Source organism: Sphaerotilus natans (assembly GCF_900156335.1).
Classification (GTDB): Bacteria; Pseudomonadota; Gammaproteobacteria; order Burkholderiales; family Burkholderiaceae_C; genus Sphaerotilus; species Sphaerotilus natans.
On sequence record NZ_FTMZ01000015.1, the window covers coordinates 1 to 16,634 of the forward strand.

17 protein-coding genes are annotated in these 16,634 nt (G+C 69.0%); 1 reads left to right on the top strand and 16 read right to left on the bottom strand.

The features are described 5' to 3' along the window. Nucleotides 1–308: ISAs1 family transposase (locus BW996_RS13505; protein ID WP_139330884.1), on the top strand; the 308-nt coding region annotated here is incomplete at its 5' end. A gap of 93 nt (nt 309–401) precedes the next feature. On the opposite strand, the gene BW996_RS13510 is transcribed toward BW996_RS13505, so the two are convergent. The 16 genes from BW996_RS13510 to ndk all read right to left on the bottom strand — a co-directional run bounded on the left by BW996_RS13510 (nt 402) and on the right by ndk (nt 16,557). Then, complete coding sequence (locus BW996_RS13510; protein ID WP_037481389.1) at nt 402–1,751, bottom strand: adenylosuccinate synthase; 1,350 nt, start codon at nt 1,749–1,751, stop codon at nt 402–404. Between the two features lie 52 nt (nt 1,752–1,803). Beyond that, the gene (locus BW996_RS13515; protein ID WP_037481386.1) at nt 1,804–2,967 is read right to left on the bottom strand and encodes an ATP phosphoribosyltransferase regulatory subunit; all 1,164 of its coding nucleotides are present in this window, start codon (nt 2,965–2,967) and stop codon (nt 1,804–1,806) included. Between the two features lie 102 nt (nt 2,968–3,069). Next, complete coding sequence (locus tag BW996_RS13520) at nt 3,070–3,258, bottom strand: DUF2065 domain-containing protein (protein WP_037481384.1); 189 nt, start codon at nt 3,256–3,258, stop codon at nt 3,070–3,072. A gap of 7 nt (nt 3,259–3,265) precedes the next feature. Then, nucleotides 3,266–4,144 carry a protease modulator HflC gene (gene hflC / locus BW996_RS13525; protein WP_037481381.1) on the bottom strand — a complete coding sequence of 293 codons (879 nt, stop codon included), beginning with the start codon at nt 4,142–4,144 and terminating at the stop codon, nt 3,266–3,268. Between the two features lie 39 nt (nt 4,145–4,183). Next, entirely contained in the window at nt 4,184–5,503 is a 1,320-nt protein-coding gene (hflK, locus tag BW996_RS13530) for an FtsH protease activity modulator HflK (protein WP_241461953.1), read from the bottom strand. A gap of 20 nt (nt 5,504–5,523) precedes the next feature. Beyond that, complete coding sequence (gene hflX / locus BW996_RS13535) at nt 5,524–6,762, bottom strand: GTPase HflX (RefSeq protein WP_081838084.1); 1,239 nt, start codon at nt 6,760–6,762, stop codon at nt 5,524–5,526. 46 nt (nt 6,763–6,808) lie between these two features. Then, nucleotides 6,809–7,051 carry an RNA chaperone Hfq gene (gene hfq / locus BW996_RS13540; RefSeq protein WP_037481379.1) on the bottom strand — a complete coding sequence of 81 codons (243 nt, stop codon included), beginning with the start codon at nt 7,049–7,051 and terminating at the stop codon, nt 6,809–6,811. Between the two features lie 74 nt (nt 7,052–7,125). Further along, nucleotides 7,126–8,469, bottom strand: a complete 1,344-nt coding sequence (der, locus tag BW996_RS13545) for a ribosome biogenesis GTPase Der (protein ID WP_037481377.1) — start codon at nt 8,467–8,469, stop codon at nt 7,126–7,128. A 102-nt stretch (nt 8,470–8,571) separates the two neighbouring features. Then, a complete protein-coding gene (gene bamB / locus BW996_RS13550) occupies nt 8,572–9,693 on the bottom strand; it encodes an outer membrane protein assembly factor BamB (protein ID WP_310732038.1) in 1,122 nt (373 codons plus the stop codon). Beyond that, the gene (locus BW996_RS13555; protein ID WP_037481375.1) at nt 9,690–10,367 is read right to left on the bottom strand and encodes a YfgM family protein; all 678 of its coding nucleotides are present in this window, start codon (nt 10,365–10,367) and stop codon (nt 9,690–9,692) included. Before BW996_RS13555 ends, bamB begins: the two co-directional genes overlap by 4 nt. Nucleotides 10,368–10,414: 47 nt before the next feature. After that, complete coding sequence (gene hisS / locus BW996_RS13560) at nt 10,415–11,695, bottom strand: histidine--tRNA ligase (RefSeq protein ID WP_037481373.1); 1,281 nt, start codon at nt 11,693–11,695, stop codon at nt 10,415–10,417. Nucleotides 11,696–11,746: 51 nt separating this feature from the next. Beyond that, nucleotides 11,747–13,024 (bottom strand): flavodoxin-dependent (E)-4-hydroxy-3-methylbut-2-enyl-diphosphate synthase, encoded by a 1,278-nt coding sequence (gene ispG, locus BW996_RS13565; protein ID WP_375131501.1) that lies wholly within the window; start codon nt 13,022–13,024, stop codon nt 11,747–11,749. A gap of 54 nt (nt 13,025–13,078) precedes the next feature. Then, a complete protein-coding gene (locus tag BW996_RS13570; protein WP_037481370.1) occupies nt 13,079–14,014 on the bottom strand; it encodes a helix-turn-helix domain-containing protein in 936 nt (311 codons plus the stop codon). Next, complete coding sequence (pilW, locus tag BW996_RS13575) at nt 14,007–14,876, bottom strand: type IV pilus biogenesis/stability protein PilW (RefSeq protein WP_051631885.1); 870 nt, start codon at nt 14,874–14,876, stop codon at nt 14,007–14,009. The genes BW996_RS13570 and pilW overlap by 8 nt, the downstream gene beginning before the upstream one ends. Nucleotides 14,877–14,948: 72 nt before the next feature. Beyond that, a complete protein-coding gene (gene rlmN, locus BW996_RS13580) occupies nt 14,949–16,091 on the bottom strand; it encodes a dual-specificity RNA methyltransferase RlmN (protein ID WP_037481368.1) in 1,143 nt (380 codons plus the stop codon). A gap of 37 nt (nt 16,092–16,128) precedes the next feature. After that, nucleotides 16,129–16,557 (bottom strand): nucleoside-diphosphate kinase, encoded by a 429-nt coding sequence (ndk, locus tag BW996_RS13585; protein ID WP_037481366.1) that lies wholly within the window; start codon nt 16,555–16,557, stop codon nt 16,129–16,131. Between the last annotated feature and the right edge of the window lie 77 nt (nt 16,558–16,634).

A 16,634-nucleotide genomic window follows, 5' to 3' on the forward strand; every position in this document is an offset into this window, starting at 1 on the left:
GCTCCGAGGTGCTCGACGCCCAGGCCTTCAACGCCACCATCCGGGCGCACTGGGCCATCGAGAACGACTGCCACTGGGTGCTGGACGTCAACTACCGCGAGGATGCCTGCCTGATCCGGCGCGACCACGGCCCGCACAACATGGCCACGCTGCGGCGCATCGCCCAGAACCAGATCAAGCTCGACGCCGGCAAGGGCAGCCAGAAGACCAAGCGCAAGCGCATGGGCTGGAGCGATGACTACCTCCAAGCGCTCTTCGGCTTGACTCCAGCCTCACTCAGCCCTGCACAAATTTCGAGCGATGGCTGATGCAATCGCCCTGGTCGTTCGATCAGCTGGTGATACTCGTCCCAGGAAACATAGAGGTGCTTGCCGTCATCAGTCAGCATGGGAACTCCTTGATCAACCCTTGTAGGGGTGGCGCAGCAGGATGGTGTGGTCACGGTCGGGCCCGGTCGAAACCATGTCGATCGGCGCGCCGATGAATTCCTGAACCCGTTCGAGATAACGGCGGGCATTCAAGGGCAAGGCATCCCACGAAGTCACGCCGAACGTGGTTTCCGTCCAGCCCGGGAAGGTCTCGTAGACCGGAACGCAGTTGACGATCTCGTCGGCATCCAGCGGCAGGATGTCGACCTTCTCGCCGTGCAGCTCGTAGCCGGTGCACATGCGGATTTCCGACAGGCCGTCGAGCACGTCGAGCTTGGTCAGGCACAGGCCCGAGATGCCGTTGATCAGGATCGAGCGCTTCAGCGCGGCCGCATCGATCCAGCCGCAGCGGCGAGCACGGCCGGTGACGGTACCACGCTCCTGGCCGACGGTGGACAGGTGGTGGCCGACGGTGCCGGGCGTGTCCCAGTCCAGCTCGGTCGGGAACGGGCCCGAGCCGACGCGCGTCGTGTAGGCCTTGGTGATGCCGAGAATGTAGTTCAGCATGCCCGGACCCACGCCCGAGCCCGCGGCGGCGTTGCCGGCGACGCAGTTGCTCGAGGTGACGTACGGATAGGTGCCGTGATCGACGTCCAGCAGCGTGCCCTGCGCGCCTTCGAACAGGATCGAGCCGCCTTCGCGGTTGGCCTTGTCGATCAGCACGCCCACGTCCGCCATCATCGGCTTGAGCTGCTCGGCCAGCTTCATCGCATGGTCGAAGATCGGCTGGAACTCGAGCGCATCGCTCTTCAGGTAGCCGGTCAGCGCGAAGTTGTGCAGCTCCAGCAGGTCGCGCAGCTTCTTGGCGAAGCGCTCGGGGTGCTTGAGATCCTGCACGCGCAGCGCACGGCGGGCGACCTTGTCCTCGTAGGCCGGGCCGATGCCCTTGCCGGTGGTGCCGATCTTGCCGGCGCCGGAGTTCTCGCGCAGCGCCTCGCGCGCCTTGTCCACCGCGACGTGGAAGGGCAGGATCAGCGGGCAGGACTCGCTGATGAACAGGCGCGAGCGCACGTCCAGGCCTGCGGCCTCCAGGCGCTCGATCTCGGACAGCAGATGGGTCGGATCGACCACGACGCCGTTGCCGATGAAGCACGGCACACCTTCGCGCATGATGCCCGACGGGATGATCTGCAGCGCCGTCTTCTTGCCGTTGATGACCAGCGTGTGACCGGCGTTGTGGCCGCCCTGGAAGCGAACGACGCCGGCGGCATGATCGGTCAGCCAGTCGACGACCTTGCCCTTGCCTTCGTCACCCCATTGCGTGCCGACGACGACGACATTGCGTCCGCGCGTTCCGGCGGACGCAGCACTGCGTGTATCCATCTCAAGTATCCGTTCGAAAGGAAAGAGGGTCAGGCGGGAAGCACGGCGACGCTCAGCGCGCCCGGACCACCCATTGTCCGAGCACATCGACCAGCTCGCGGTCGCACTCGAATTCATCGGCCTCGTGCTCGTGGCCGGGCAGCAGGCACACCACCGACTCGCCGCTGTCACGCAGGCGGCGGATCGCGGCGCGCAGCGCCGGATCCTCGCCCCAGGGCGCCAGGATCGCCGCACGCCGACCATCGACATGCCCGTGGCCGACCACCGTCTTCAGGTCGAGGCTGAAGCCGACGGCCGGACGGCTGCGACCGAAGATCGCGCCAACATCGTCATAGCGGCCACCGCGCACCAGCGCACCGGCGCTGCCGGCGGCGTAGACGGCGAAGCGGCTGCCGCTGTAGTAGTCATAGCCGGCCAGATCGGCCAGGTCGAAGCCGACGCGCAGCTCCGGGTAGGCGCGGCGCAGATGACTGGCCAGCCACTGCAGGTCATCGAGCGCGGCCGTCACCAGAGGCCGCGCCGGCAGGCGCTCGCGCGCCAGCGCCAGCACCTCGTCGCCCCCGTAGAGCGCCGGCAGCAGACGCAGCGCGTCGCGGCAGTCCGCCGGCAGCGCGGCGGTCAGCGCATCGACGGCCGCCTGGTCCTTCGCGGCCAGCGCCGCCTCCAGCGCTTCCGCGTCGATCGCCTTCGGCGGCAGGCCGTCGAGCAGGCCGGCCAGCAGGCGCGCGTCAGCCAGATCCATCACCAGACCCGGCACGCCAGCGCGCTGCAGGCACTCGATGGCCAGCTCCTGCACCTCCAGATCGGCCTCGAGCCCGGCGTGGCCGTAGATCTCGGCGCCGAACTGCAGCGGCTCGCGGGTGCTGCCGGGCGCTGCCGGCAGCGTGTGCAGCACCGGGCCGCAATAGCACAGGCGGGTCAGGCCGGCACGGTTGAGCAGGTGGGCATCGATCCGGGCGACCTGGGGCGTGGTGTCGGCGCGCACGCCCAGCGTGCGACCGCTGAGCTGGTCGACCAGCTTGAAGGTGCGCAGATCCAGCGCCCGACCCGTGCCGCTGAGCAGCGACTCCAGGTGCTCGAGCATCGGCGGCATGACCAGCTCGCAGCCATGCGCACGCGCCGCGTCCAGCAGGATGCGGCGCAATTCCTCGATGCGCCGCGCCTCATGGGGCAGGACGTCGGCAATGTGCTCGGGCAGCAGCCAAGCAGAAGACATAGCGGTGGGGGAAGGACTAAAAACGTGATTCTACCGGCCTGCGCGCGGCAGCACGAGATCACCGACCCGCCCGCGGGTCGGTGTCGGCATGATGACAACGGCTCAGCCGGCCAGGAAAGCCAGCATCAGCAGTCCGCAGACGATGCTGATCAGACCCACGAAGCGGATCTGGCCGTCCTGCATCTTCAGCAGTTCCTCGAAGACACGGCGCCATTGCACCGGGCTGGCGAAGGGCAGCAGTCCCTCGACGATCAGCACCAGCGCCAGCGCGGTCAGCAGCGATTCGCCCACGCGCGCTTCACTTCGCGGCGCCGGAGCCGCCGCGCATGACGCGGAAGAAGTCGCTCGAGGGATCGACCACCATCACGTCCGTCTTGTTGCGGAAGCTCGTGCGATAGGCCTCGAGGCTGCGATAGAAGTTCGCGAACTGCGGATCGCGTCCGAAGGACTCGGCATAGATCGACGAGGCCTCCGCATCGCCCAGGCCCTTGATCTTCTGCGCCTCGCGGTAGGCCTCGGCCAGGATGACCTCGCGCTGGCGGTCGGCATCGGCGCGGATCTTCTCGCCATCGGCCGCACCTTGCGAGCGCAGCTCGTTGGCCACCCGCTTGCGCTCGGACTCCATGCGGCGATAGACCGACTCGGTCACCGTGGCGGCGAAGTCGACCCGCTTGATGCGCACGTCGACCACCTCGATGCCGAAGTTCTTCGCGTCATCCTGCAGCCGCTTCATCACGCCCTGCATGACCTTGTCGCGCTCGCTCGAGAGCATCGTGCCCACGGTGCGCTTGGTGACTTCCTCGTTGAGCGCCGCCTGCACGATCGGGCTCAGCCGCGCCTCGGCATTGCGCAGATCGACGCCGGTGTTGCGGATGAACTGACGCGCATCCGTCACACGCCACTTGATCAGCCAGTCGATCACCAGGCTCTGCTTCTCGGCGGTGAAGATCGGGCGGGTCTCGGGGCTGTCGAGGGTCTGGGTGCGACGGTCGATGAACTTGACGTTCTGCAGCGGCGGGGGCAGCTTGAACTTCAGCCCCGGCTCGGTGATCACTTCCTTGATCTCGCCGAGCGCATAGACGACCGCGTAGTTGCGCTGATCGACCACGAACAGCGTCGACGATCCCACCATCAGCGCCAGCATCGCGCCGACGCCCATCAGTCCGATTCGATTCATGTTCTTGCCTGTTCCTGGGGCCTGTGCCTGCGAATCGACTCAGCGGCCGTCACGATCGCGACTGCGCTGACCATCACGGGAACGGATGTCCCCACCCGCCGTGCCTGCAGACGGCTCCGGCTGTGCCGCCGAGGCCGGCGCCTGGGCGGCCGGCACCGGTGCATTGACCGCCGACTGCTGCATCAGCCGATCGAGCGGCAGATAGAGCAGATTGCTGCCGCTGCGCGAGTCGACCATGACCTTGCTGACATTGGCGTAGACCTGCGACATCGTGTCGATGTAGAGCCGGTCGCGGGTGACGGCCGGGGCCTTCTGGTACTCGGCCAGGACGCTGCGGAAGCGCTCGCTGTCACCGATGGCCTGAGCGACGACACGGGAACGGTAGGCCTCGGACTCCTCCATCAGGCGGGCAGCGGTGCCGCGCGCCTTCGGAATGATGTCGTTGGCATAGGCCTGGCCTTCGTTCTTCAAGCGCTCGCGGTCGGCACCGGCCTTGACCGCATCGTCGAAGGCGGCCTGGACCTGCTCGGGCGCCTGCACGCTCTGCACGTTGACGTTCGTCACCAGGATGCCAGCCTTGAGCCGATCGAGCTGGGACTGGATCGACTTGACCAGATCGACTGCAATGGCGTCGCGCTGCTCGTAGAGCACCGAGTTCATCGTGCTGCGGCCGACGATCTCGCGCACCGCGCTCTCGGCGGCATGCACCACCGATTCCTCGACATTGCGGTTCTCGAACAGGAAGTCCTTGGCCTGCTTGAGCCGCCACTGCACGGTGAAGCGGATGTCGACGATGTTCTCGTCCTGCGTCAGCATCGAGGAGTCGCGCAGGCCGGTGGTCTGCACCACCGCGTTGCGACCGATCTCGGTCGAGCGGGTCTGGGTGACGCTGACCGTCTCATGCGACTGGAAAGGCCCAGGCAGGCGGTACTGGATACCCGCCTCGACGGTCCGGCTGAACTTGCCGAAGGTCAGGATGACCGCCTGCTCGCCTTCCTGCACGATGAAGAAGCCGCTGCCCAGCCACAGCACCGCCGCCACGCCAGCGATCAGACCGCCGCCGATGCCGACCGCCCGCCCCTCCGACGGGTCAGGCTGACCGGAAGGCGTCGGCGCACCCGGGCCGCCCTTGCCACCGAAGAGGCCACCGAGCTTCTGGTTGAAGTCGCGCCAGAGCTCGTCGAGATCGGGCGGACCGTCATTGCGTCCGGAGTTGTTCAGAACGGTGCCGCCCGCCGGGCCATGCACCCGGCGTGTCAGCTGCCTGACGGCGCCGGCCACCAGATGAAGGGCTGCGCCAGCCACATCGGCCAGGCGGGACGAGACGATGCGCTCACCCATCGGTTTCGTGTTGTTCATGTCCGGAATTACAACATGGCTCACGCCGCATCCGGCGCGGGTTGAAAATGATCCTCCGGGTCGGAGCGCCAATCCGGGGCAATGGTTCCGTCCCGATCAAAACGGGGATCATGTTCGGCGGGCGGGCTGGGCTCGTCCGCCTCGAGAACGATCGCGGCCAGACGCTCGCGCAGCTGCGCGAGCCCCTCGCCGCTGCGGGCGCTGACATGCAGCCGCTCGATGCTTCGCCCGGGCTCGATCTCGAACTGGTCGATCATCACGCGGGGTCGCGCATCGTCCTCGAGCGCATCGAGCTTGTTGAAGACCAGCATCTGGCGGATGCCGGCGGCATCGATCTCCTGCAGCACCCGCATCACCTCCTCGATCTGCTCGAGGCGGTTGGGACTGGCGGCATCGACCACATGCAGCAGCAGGTCGGCGTCGGCCGCCTCCTGCAGCGTGGCCTGGAAGGCCTCGACCAGGCCGTGCGGCAGATCGCGGATGAAGCCGACAGTGTCCGACAGCGAGACGCTGCAGCCAGCGTCCTCGAGATAGAGCTGGCGCACGGTGGTGTCGAGCGTGGCGAAGAGCTGGTCGGCCGCATAGCTGCGCGCCTTGACCATCGCGTTGAACAGCGTGCTCTTGCCGGCATTGGTGTAGCCGACCAGCGAGATGCGGAAGGTGCCGCGACGCTCGCGGGCACGGCGCTGGGTGCCGCGCTGGCGCTTGACCTTGGCCAGGCGCTCCTTGACCGACTTGATGCGGGTGTCGATCATGCGCCGGTCGAGCTCGATCTGCGTCTCGCCGGGGCCGCCGCGCAGGCCATGGCCGCCCTTCTGGCGCTCCAGATGCGACCAGCGGCGCACCAGCCGGGTGGCCAGGTACTGCAGCTTGGCCAGCTCGACCTGCAGCTTGCCTTCATGGCTGCGCGCACGCGCGGCGAAGATGTCCAGGATCAGCCCGGTGCGGTCGAGAACCTCGACGCCGAGCACCCGCTCGAGATTGCGCTGCTGCGCAGGGCCCAGGGCCTGATCGAAGATCACGCACTGCGCGCGGTGCTCGAGCACCGTCAGGCGAATTTCCTCGGCCTTGCCGGAGCCGACGAACAGGGCCGGATCCGGCGACTTGCGCCGGGCAATGATGCGGGCGACCGGGAGGTCGCCCGCGGATTCGGCCAGCAGGGCCAGCTCGTCCAGGGAAGGATCGAAGGAAGACCCGGGGCCGAGATCCACCCCGACCAGAACAGCGCGTGGAGGCGCGAGAGAAGCCGTTTCAGTCAAGATGGACGAGAAAGTGCCTTGAGGGCGATTGCTGAGGAATCAGGGGTCAGTGCGGCTCGGGAGACTCTGCCGCGTGGAAGTTCACCGGACGGCCGGGCACGACGGTGGAAATCGCGTGCTTGTAGACCATCTGGGTCACGGTATTGCGCAGCAGCACCACATACTGGTCGAAGGACTCGATGTGGCCCTGCAGCTTGATGCCGTTGACCAGATAGATCGAGACCGGAACATGCTCCTTGCGCAGGAGGTTCAGGAAGGGGTCTTGTAGCAGTTGCCCTTTGTTGCTCACGATATGCTCCGTGTTGGAAAAGTGGAGTCGAAGTGCCGCACGTTATCACACGCGCGGTATCGGGGTCCTGGGATTCAGGAATCCTTTTCCGTGAAGGGATTGCGCGAGGCGCGCAACTCGATGCGCAACGGAGTGCCGACGAGCTTGAAATGCTCGCGGAACCGGCTCTCCAGATAGCGCTTGTACACGTCGGTGACATGCTCCACGGCATTGCCGTGAATCACGATCACCGGCGGGTTCTGCCCACCCTGGTGGGCATAACGCAGTTTCGGGCGGAAGGATCCGGCCCGCTTGGGCTGCTGGAAGGCCACCGCCTCCTGCAGCAGACGGGTCAGCACCGGCGTGGGCATCTTGCAGCGCGCCGAGGCCCAGGACGCCTCGATCGCCTGCCACAGCGGGCCCAGGCCCTGGCGCCGACGCGCCGAGATGTTGAGCAGCGGCGCGAACTTCAGGAAGGACAGCCGCGACTCGATCGAGCGCTGCAGCATCTGGCGCTGGTACTCGTCGACCGCATCCCACTTGTTGATCGCGATGACGACCGCGCGGCCCGAGTCGAGGATGTAGCCGGCGATGTGCGCATCCTGGTCGGACACGCCTTCGGTGGCGTCGATCAGCAGCAGCACGACGTTGGCGTCGGCGATGGCCTGCAGCGTCTTGACCACCGAGAACTTCTCGATCGACTCGAACACCCGGCCCTTGCGACGCAGACCGGCGGTGTCGATCAGCTCGTAGCGCTGGCCGTCGCGCTCGAAGGGCACATGGATCGCGTCGCGGGTGGTGCCGGCCTGGTCGAAGGCGACCAGACGCTCCTCGCCCAGCCAGGTGTTGATCAGCGTGGACTTGCCGACGTTGGGGCGGCCGCAGACGGCCAGGCGCACCGGCCGGTCGGCGTCGTCGATCTCGGCCTCGTCCTCATCCTCCTCGGGCACCAGGCCTTCGAGCGCCATGTCGATCAGGCTGCGCACGCCCTGGCCGTGGGCCGAGGAAACGGCGATCGGCTCGCCGATCCCGAGCTCGAAGAACTCGGCCAGCTGCGGGCCGTCCTTCATGCCTTCGGCCTTGTTGGCGGCCAGCAGCACGCGCTTGCCGGTCGAGCGCAGGTAGCGCGCGATGTCATGGTCCTGCGCCGACAGGCCCGCACGCACATCGACGACGAAGATGACCGCATCCGCCTCGGCCACCGCCTGGCAGGTCTGCTTGGCCATCTCGTGGTAGATGCCCTCGGAGCTGTCGGGCTCGAAGCCGCCGGTGTCGATGACGATGAACTCGTAGGTGCCGACCCGGCCGTCGCCATAGTGGCGATCGCGGGTCAGGCCGGCATAGTCCGCGACGATGGCGTCACGGCTGCGCGTCAGGCGGTTGAAGAGCGTGGACTTGCCGACGTTGGGACGTCCGACGAGGGCAATCACGGGTTTCATGGCTCAGATCCGATCTGCGACGCCGCCAGCAAACGGGGTCGTCGCGTTGTTGTTGCAAGAGACAGCAAGAAGCCGCGACCCGCAGGGCACGCGGCCTCCTGCTCATTCGGGACGGAAGGCGAAGACGTTGCCGGCGCGGGTCACCGCCAGCACCGTCAGGCCGGAGCGCACCAGCGGCGCGACGATCGCGCTGCCGTCGGTGGGCAGGCGCAGCAGCGTCTCGCCGCGGTCGCGCGACATCATGTGCAGCCAGCCCTCGGCATCGCCGAAGACGACCGTGGCGCCCACCGCCAGCGGCGCGCTCAGGCCGCGATGGCGCAGGCGATCATGCGTCCAGGCGACATCGCCGCTGCTGCGCCGCCAGGCGGTGATGCGGTCGCTGGCGTCCGAGCCGAAGACGAACTCGGCATCCATCGCCACGCCCTGGTGCCCGCCTTGCTGGCGGGTCCACAGCACCGAGCCGCGCTCCGCGTTGACGCAGCCGACCGCCGACTGGAAGGCGCGCACGCACACCACCTCGCCCTGGCGGGCGGGCGGCGCGACCAGATCGGCCAGGCGCTCGACCTCGTTGGTGCCGCGTGGCGCGGCGATGGTCATCTGGCCGCGCAGCGCACCGCTGATCGGGTCGATCGCGGTCAGGCGCGGCCCGACGCCGGCCAGCAGCGTGTTGCGATAGGCCAGCAGCACGCCGGGCTGCTGCAGCGACAGCGCCTCGCCGGAGCGCGGCGTCGACCACAGCAGGCGGCCGTCGAAGGCATCGAAGGCCCACAGGCTGCGGTCGATCGCCTGCACGAAGACACGCTCGCCGGCCACCAGCGGCGCGGTGACGACCCGCGAGTTCAGCCGGGTGCGCCAGACGACACGCTCGCTGTCGGACACCACCAGCTCGTTGTCCTGGGTGACCACCGCCGCATGGCGGCCGTCGCTGCCCACACCGGCCGACAGCGGCGCGCCGATCTCGAGCCGACTGCGGACCTCGCCGGTGCCGATGTCGAGGCTGGTCAGCTGACCGCGGGCACTGGCCAGCAGGAAACGGTCGCCCAGCACCGCGACCGACAGACCGGCCACCGGCGTGCCCAGGCTCTGACGCCAGACCTGACGGCCGGCGATCTTCGCCTGCAGCGGCTCCAGTGGCGTGGGCGTCGGCTTCGGACTGGAGCTGCAGGCGGCCAGCAGCGCCACCAGGGTGCTCAGGCCGAGCGCGAGGGCGCGGCGGGCGATCACTTGGCCGCTCCGTCAGCCGACGCGACCGGCGCCGCTTCAGGCGCGGCACCGAGCGCACCGAGCTTGGCCTCGACCAGGCGGCGGTAGTCGGCACCCGCCTCCAGGCCCTTCCAGGCCTGCTGGTAGGCCGCCACCGCCTCGGCGCGCTGGCCCTTGGCCAGCAGGATGTCACCGCGGCGGTCCGCCGCCAGCGCAGCAAAGTTCTCGGGCAGGCCCTCGAGCAGGCGCAGCGCCTCGTCAGGCTGCTTGGCCTCGATCTTCAGCGCGGCCAGACGCAGCTTCGCGATCGCGCGGTACTCGTCCTCGCCGGCGTCGGCCGCGACCCACTCCAGCGTCGCGCGGGCGGCATCGGTCTGGCCCTTGTCCGACTGGACCCGGGCCGTCAGCAGGCCGCCCTGTCCGGCAAAGGCCGTCGAGCCGTAGCGCGACTTCAGGTCGGCGAAGACCTTGGCGGCCCGGTCGGCATCACCGGCCTGCACCGCACGCTCGAGCTCGTCGTAGACGCCGCCGGCCTTCGAGGCCTGGTCGCGCTGCCACCACTGCCAGCCGTTCCAGCCGGCATAGGCGGTCAGCACCACCAGCAGGAGGCTCAGGATCAGGTTGCCGAACCTGTTCCAGAACGCCTTGAGCTGGTCGAGCTGTTCCTGTTCTTCGAGATCGAGATGCGAGGCCATGCGCTGCAATCGTTGTTGGAATGAGGACGGGAGGAAGACGAAGAGAATTATGCGGCCAGCGTCGCGGCCCAGCCGGCGACATCGGCCAGCGGGCGCAGCACCTGCTCGCCGCCGCCGCGCAGCGGCTTGACCGCCACCCTGCCCTCGGCCAGCTCGTTGCCGCCGAAGACCAGCGCGAAGCGCGCGCCGCTGGCGTCGGCCTTCTTGAACTGCGACTTCATGCTGCCGGGGCCGTCCTTGCCACCGGCGTGCAGCACCACCTTCAGCCCTTGCGCGCGCAGCGCCTCGGCCGTCACGGTGGCCACGGCCAGCGCCGAGGCGTCCGGGATGACCGCATAGGCGTCGGGCACCTGCGCCGGCACCTGCACGCCGCTATCCTCCAGCAGCGCCAGCACCCGCTCGATGCCCAGGCCCCAGCCGACGGCCGGCGCCGGCTTGCCGCCGATCTGCTCGATCAGGCCGTCGTAGCGCCCGCCGCCGCAGACCGTGCCCTGCGCGCCGAGGCGGTCGGTGACCCACTCGAACACCGTCAGGTTGTAGTAGTCCATGCCACGCACCAGGCGCGGGTTGATGCGATAGGGCTGACCGACCGCATCGAGCACCGCGCGCACCGCGTCGAAGTGCGCCAGCGACGCCTCGCCCAGGAAGTCCATCAGCTTCGGCGCGGCCTCGACCACCGCCTGCATCGCCGGGTTCTTGGTGTCGAGCAGGCGCAGCGGGTTGCTGTGCAGGCGGCGCTTCGCTTCCTCGTCGAGCAGGTCGAGGTTGGCCTCGAAGTGCGCGATCAGCGCGGCGCGGTGGGCACGGCGCTCTTCCGGCTGGCCCAGGCTGTTGATCTCCAGACGCACGTCGCTCAGGCCCAGGTCACGCCAGAGGCTGCGCGCCATCAGGATGACCTCGGCGTCCACGTCCGGCCCGGCGAAGCCCAGCGCCTCGACGCCGACCTGGTGGAACTGGCGGTAGCGCCCTTTCTGCGGGCGCTCGTGGCGGAACATCGGGCCGATGTAGAACAGGCGCTTGGGGCCGTCGTAGAGCAGGTTGTGCTGCACCGCCGCGCGCACCACGCCGGCCGTGCCTTCCGGGCGCAGCGTCAGCGCATCGCCGTTGAGCTTGTCCTCGAAGGAATACATCTCCTTCTCGACGATGTCGGTGACCTCGCCCAGGCCGCGCACGAACAGCGGCGTGGGCTCGACGATCGGGGTGCGCACATTGGCGTAGCCGTAGCGGCGCATCAGCGCGCGCACGGTGTCCTCGAACCATTCCCACCGCGCCGAGTCCGGCGGCAGCAGGTCGTTCATGCCTTTGACGGCCTGGAGTTTTTCGCTCATCAGAGAAGGAAGACGCAAGACGTGAAGGGAGAAAGCCGCGCTCGACCGCGCTCAGGCGGCCGGGTTCGCGCCGCCGAAGCGGCGCTCGATGTACTGCTGCACCAGCGCCTGGAACTCGGTGGCGATGCCCTCGCCGCGCAGCGTCAGCGCCTTCTGGCCGTCGATGAAGACGGGCGCGGCCGGCGCCTCGCCGGTGCCGGGCAGGCTGATGCCGATGTCGGCGTGCTTGCTCTCGCCGGGGCCGTTGACGATGCAGCCCATCACCGCGACCTTCAGGTTCTCGACGCCGGGGTAGGTGGCACGCCAGACCGGCATCGACGCGCGCAGGTAGTCGTCGATCTGCTTGGCCAGCTCCTGGAAGGTGGTGCTGGTGGTGCGCCCGCAGCCCGGGCAGGCGGTGACGCTCGGCACGAAGGTGCGCAGGCCCAGCGCCTGCAGGATCTCGGTGGCCACGACCACCTCCTGCGTGCGCGCCTCGCCCGGCTGCGGCGTGAGCGAGACGCGGATGGTGTCGCCGATGCCCTGCTGCAGCAGCACCGCCAGCGCCGCGGCCGAGGCCACCGTGCCCTTGGTGCCCATGCCGGCCTCGGTCAGGCCCAGGTGCAGCGAATGATCGCAGCGCCGCGCCAGCTCCTGGTAGACCGCGATCAGGTCCTGCACGCCCGAGACCTTGCAGCTGATGAGCACCTGCGCCGGGTCCATGCCCAGCTCGACAGCGTGACCGGCCGAATCGAGCGCCGACTGGATCAGCGCCTCGTACATCACCTGGCGCGCTTCCCAGGGCCGGGCGCGCTGCTGGTTCTCGTCCATCAGGCGCGCGAGCAGATCCTGGTCGAGGCTGCCCCAGTTGACGCCGATGCGCACCGGCTTGTCGTATTTGAGCGCCGCCTCGATCATCATGCCGAACTGGCGGTCGCGCTTGTCGCCCTTGCCGACGTTGCCGGGGTTGATGCGGTACTTCGACAACGCCTCGGCACAGGCCGGATGCTGGCTCAGCAGCGTGTGGCCGTTGTAGTGGAAGTCGCCCACCAGCGGCACGTCGATCTGCATGCGGTCGAGCTGCTCGCGGATGTGCGGCACGGCTGCGGCGGCCTCGGGCGTGTTGACGGTGATGCGCACCATCTCGGAGCCGGCCAGCGCCAGCTCCTTGACCTGGATGGCGGTGCCGATCACGTCGACCGTGTCGGTGTTGGTCATCGACTGCACGCGCACCGGCGCATTGCCGCCGACCGTGACCACACGCGAGCCCCAGACGACGCGGGCCTGGAGGCTGCGACGCGGTGCGGCCTCGCCGAGAGGAATCGGGGCGGTTTCGGGACGGGTGTTCATCGTCATCGCTGGACTGGGTGGACAGACGGGCAGACCGGGGGACTCACCGAGGGCTCACTTGAGCACCACGGTGGCGGAGGTGCCACGGGTGTAGGGCTTGAGATCGACCGGCTCGCCGCGCAGCGAGAGCTCGAGCGCGCTGGCCACGCCGACACGCACCCGCATCGGCATCGCGCCATCCAGGCCGACCGTCTCGCCGGACTGCAGCGTGCGCGACAGCAGCACCGCATTGCCGGCATCGCGCACCTCGATCCAGGAGGCAGCGCGGGTCTTGAGCACCACCGTGCCGGCCGGCGTCGCGGGCGCGGGCACCGGGGCCGATGCGGCCGGCGCCACCGGCGGCGCCGAGGCGGCGGGCACCGGCACGGGCGCCACCAGCGCGGCGGAGGCGGCAGGCGCCGCAGGCTGCACCGGCGTCACCACCTGCTCGCCCGGTGTGCCATGAATGGTCTCGACGACCACCGTGCTCGAAGCCGCGGCCTCGCTGCCGGCCGCGACTTCGGCCGCCGGCTCGCTGCCGCTCGACAGGCCCAGCGAGGGCAGCAGCGTCGACAGCGGCGGCATCAGCCACAGCAGCAGCGCCAGCGCCAGCAAGGCCAGGGCGATGCCATGCACCGGCCGGAAGCCGTCGAAGCCGCTGCCGCCGCCGAAATGGGCGCCACTGCCCTCGCGGTACGGCGTCTGCAGGCCGCGGCTGACATGCTCGAGCCGCTGCGGCGGCACGATGGCCTGCGGCAGCAGCGCCAGCACCTCCTGCACGTCGACCCCCACCTGTCGGGCATAGGACTGGGCCAGGCTGCGGGTGAAGGCAGCGCCTGGCAGCTCCTCGAAGCGGTCCGCCTCCAGCGCCTGCAGCTTGCGCACCGGCACCTTCAGCAGCTGCGCCAGGGCATCGAGCTCGAGGCCACGACGTTCACGGCCCGCCTGGAGAAGGCGGCCCGCCGATCCGGTCGGCTGCGCACCGGCCGCCGGCGTTGTCACATCACTCATCAAATCGTCCTTGATCGAATGCCGCCGCCTCGCGCGATGTCGGAAAGCGAGTGCGCAGCTGACCCCCCAATTCTTCCACGGACGCGGGCAGATTCCGGCGCTGCTGGATGCGGATGGCCAGCCACAGCGTTTCCGGACGCACCAGCTCAGGCGTCTGGTTCAGGCGCTGCACATGGTAGAAGGCGCGCTCGAGCTCGCCGCGGCGCATCATCACTTCAGCGAGATTGAAGCTGGTGGCCGGATTGCCCGGCTCGAGATCGAAGCTGCGCTGCAGGATGATCTGGGCGGTCTGCAGCTCGCCGGCGCGGGCCTCGCAGAGACCGGCGGCCAGCAGCGTGCGCGCCTGGCCGCGGTACTGCGGCACGGCCATCGCCGCCTCGAACTGGCGCCGGGCCTCGTCGAAGCGGCGGCGCTGGCACAGGAACCAGCCGTGGTTGTGCAGGGTGTCGGCGTCGTCGGGCTTCAGGCGCAGCGCCTCGCGCAGGCTGGCCTCGGCCAGCTCGTATTCGCTCATCGCCGCGTAGATCATGCCGCGCAGGCTCAGCGCTGGCACATGCTGCGGATCGACCGTCAACGCGCGCTTGACCTCGTCGAGCGCGGTGGCGTGCTGGCCCTGGCCGAAGTAGGCCGCCGCCAGCTCGGTGCGGATGCGCACCCGGCGCATCTGCTCGGTCTCGTCGGAGGCGGTGACCAGATCACGGCGAGCCGCCTGCGTGATCTGCGGCGCGTTGCCGGTCTCGGTGCCCATCGGCACCGGGGTGGCCGGGCCGGCGACGCAGCCGCCCAGCAGGCCGGACGCACCGACGGCCGCCAGCAGCAGCATCAGGGCCAGCGGTCGCAGGCGGGTCGGGGTCTTCGGCATCATGGCGCTCCCGGGAAGCATGGTGGGCGGAGGGGGCGAAGCGGCAGCGCCGGGGCGTGGCCCGGCCGGGCTTCAGGCCGGACGGACCGGGCGGATCACCTGCACCGGCGCGCGGGTCATGCGCTCGGCCGCGCGGGTGCGGTCCTGCACCTCGCCGGCGAGCTGGCCGCAGGCGGCGTCGATGTCGTCGCCGCGCGTCTTGCGCACCGTGGTGACGATGCCGCCCTCGATCAGGATCTTCGCGAAGGCCTGCACCCGCTCGTTGGACGAGCGCTTCAGGCCCGAGGCCGGGAAGGGGTTGAACGGAATCAGGTTGAACTTGCAGGGCACGCGGCCGGCCGGGCCCTTCGGGCCGACCAGCGCCAGCAGCGCCCGCGCCTGCTCGTCGCCGTCGTTGACGCCGTCGAGCATGCAGTATTCGAAGGTGATGAAGTCGCGCGGCGCGCGCTCCAGATAGCCCTTGCAGGCGGCGAGCAGCTCGCGCAGCGGGTACTTACGGTTGAGCGGCACCAGCGGATCGCGCAGCGCGTCGTCGGGCGCGTGCAGCGACACCGCCAGCGCCACCGGCAGGTCCTCGCGCAGGCGCTCCATGAAGGGCACCACGCCCGAGGTCGACACCGTCACCCGGCGGCGCGACAGGCCGTAGCCGTGGTCGTCGAGCATCACGCGCAGCGCCGGCACCAGGGCGCCGTAGTTCTGCAGCGGCTCGCCCATGCCCATCATCACGACGTTGGTGATGACGCGCTCGCCGTTCGTCTTCAGGCGCTCGCGCAAGGCATGCTCGGCATGCCAGAGCTGGGCGAGGATCTCGCCGGTGGAGAGGTTGCGGGAGAAGCCCTGGTGCCCCGTCGAGCAGAAGCGGCAACCCACCGCGCAGCCGGCCTGCGAGGACACGCACAGCGTGCCCCGGTCGTCCTCGGGAATGAAGACGCTCTCGACCGCATTGCCGGCGCCGACGTCGAACAGCCACTTGACCGTGCCGTCGGCGGAAACATGTTCGGAGATGACCGGCAGCGGACGGATCGTCGCGCAGCCGGCGAGCTTGGCGCGCAGCGACTTGGCCAGATCGCTCATCTGGTCGAAGTCGCGCGCGCCGCGCTGATGGATCCAGCGAAACAGCTGGACGGCGCGAAAACGCTTCTCGCCCAGACGCTCGCAGTACGCGGAAAGCGCCTCGAGATCGAAGTCGAGAAGATTGGTCGTCGCGTCCGTCATGGCTGATGCGGGCTGGAAGGGGCGGATCCGAAAAGGATCAGCCGCGGTTGTACACGTTCAGGCCGGGGAAGAAGAACGCCACTTCGACGGCGGCGGTTTCAGCGGCGTCCGAGCCGTGAACGGCGTTGGCGTCGATCGAGTCGGCGAAGTCGGCGCGGATGGTGCCCGGAGCCGCCTTCTTCGGGTCGGTGGCGCCCATCAGCTCGCGGTTCTTCAGGATCGCGCCTTCGCCTTCCAGGACCTGGATCATGACCGGGCCGGAGATCATGAAGCTGACCAGGTCGTTGAAGAACGGGCGAGCGGCGTGCACGGCGTAGAACTGCTCGGCTTCGGCGCGCGACAGGTGGACCAGCTTGGCCGCGGCGATCTTCAGGCCAGCGCCTTCGAAGCGCGAGTAGATCTGGCCGATGACGTTCTTGGCGACGGCGTCGGGCTTGATGATGGACAGGGTGCGTTCGATGGCCATGTTCTGACTCCTTGAATGAGATGGAGATGGACGGTTGAAGAGGACTGCGGACCCGGCGACGGATCACGCCGCGCGAG

Coding starts and splice junctions, on each gene's coding strand:
- BW996_RS13510 (WP_037481389.1), bottom strand. CDS start 1,751: ATGGATACACGCAGTGCTGCGTCCGCCGGAACGCGCGGACGCAATGTC.
- BW996_RS13515 (WP_037481386.1), bottom strand. CDS start 2,967: ATGTCTTCTGCTTGGCTGCTGCCCGAGCACATTGCCGACGTCCTGCCC.
- hflC (WP_037481381.1), bottom strand. CDS start 4,144: ATGAATCGAATCGGACTGATGGGCGTCGGCGCGATGCTGGCGCTGATG.
- hflK (WP_241461953.1), bottom strand. CDS start 5,503: ATGAACAACACGAAACCGATGGGTGAGCGCATCGTCTCGTCCCGCCTG.
- der (WP_037481377.1), bottom strand. CDS start 8,469: ATGAAACCCGTGATTGCCCTCGTCGGACGTCCCAACGTCGGCAAGTCC.
- BW996_RS13555 (WP_037481375.1), bottom strand. CDS start 10,367: ATGGCCTCGCATCTCGATCTCGAAGAACAGGAACAGCTCGACCAGCTC.
- hisS (WP_037481373.1), bottom strand. CDS start 11,695: ATGAGCGAAAAACTCCAGGCCGTCAAAGGCATGAACGACCTGCTGCCG.
- ispG (WP_375131501.1), bottom strand. CDS start 13,024: ATGAACACCCGTCCCGAAACCGCCCCGATTCCTCTCGGCGAGGCCGCA.
- BW996_RS13570 (WP_037481370.1), bottom strand. CDS start 14,014: ATGAGTGATGTGACAACGCCGGCGGCCGGTGCGCAGCCGACCGGATCG.
- pilW (WP_051631885.1), bottom strand. CDS start 14,876: ATGCCGAAGACCCCGACCCGCCTGCGACCGCTGGCCCTGATGCTGCTG.
- rlmN (WP_037481368.1), bottom strand. CDS start 16,091: ATGACGGACGCGACGACCAATCTTCTCGACTTCGATCTCGAGGCGCTT.
- ndk (WP_037481366.1), bottom strand. CDS start 16,557: ATGGCCATCGAACGCACCCTGTCCATCATCAAGCCCGACGCCGTCGCC.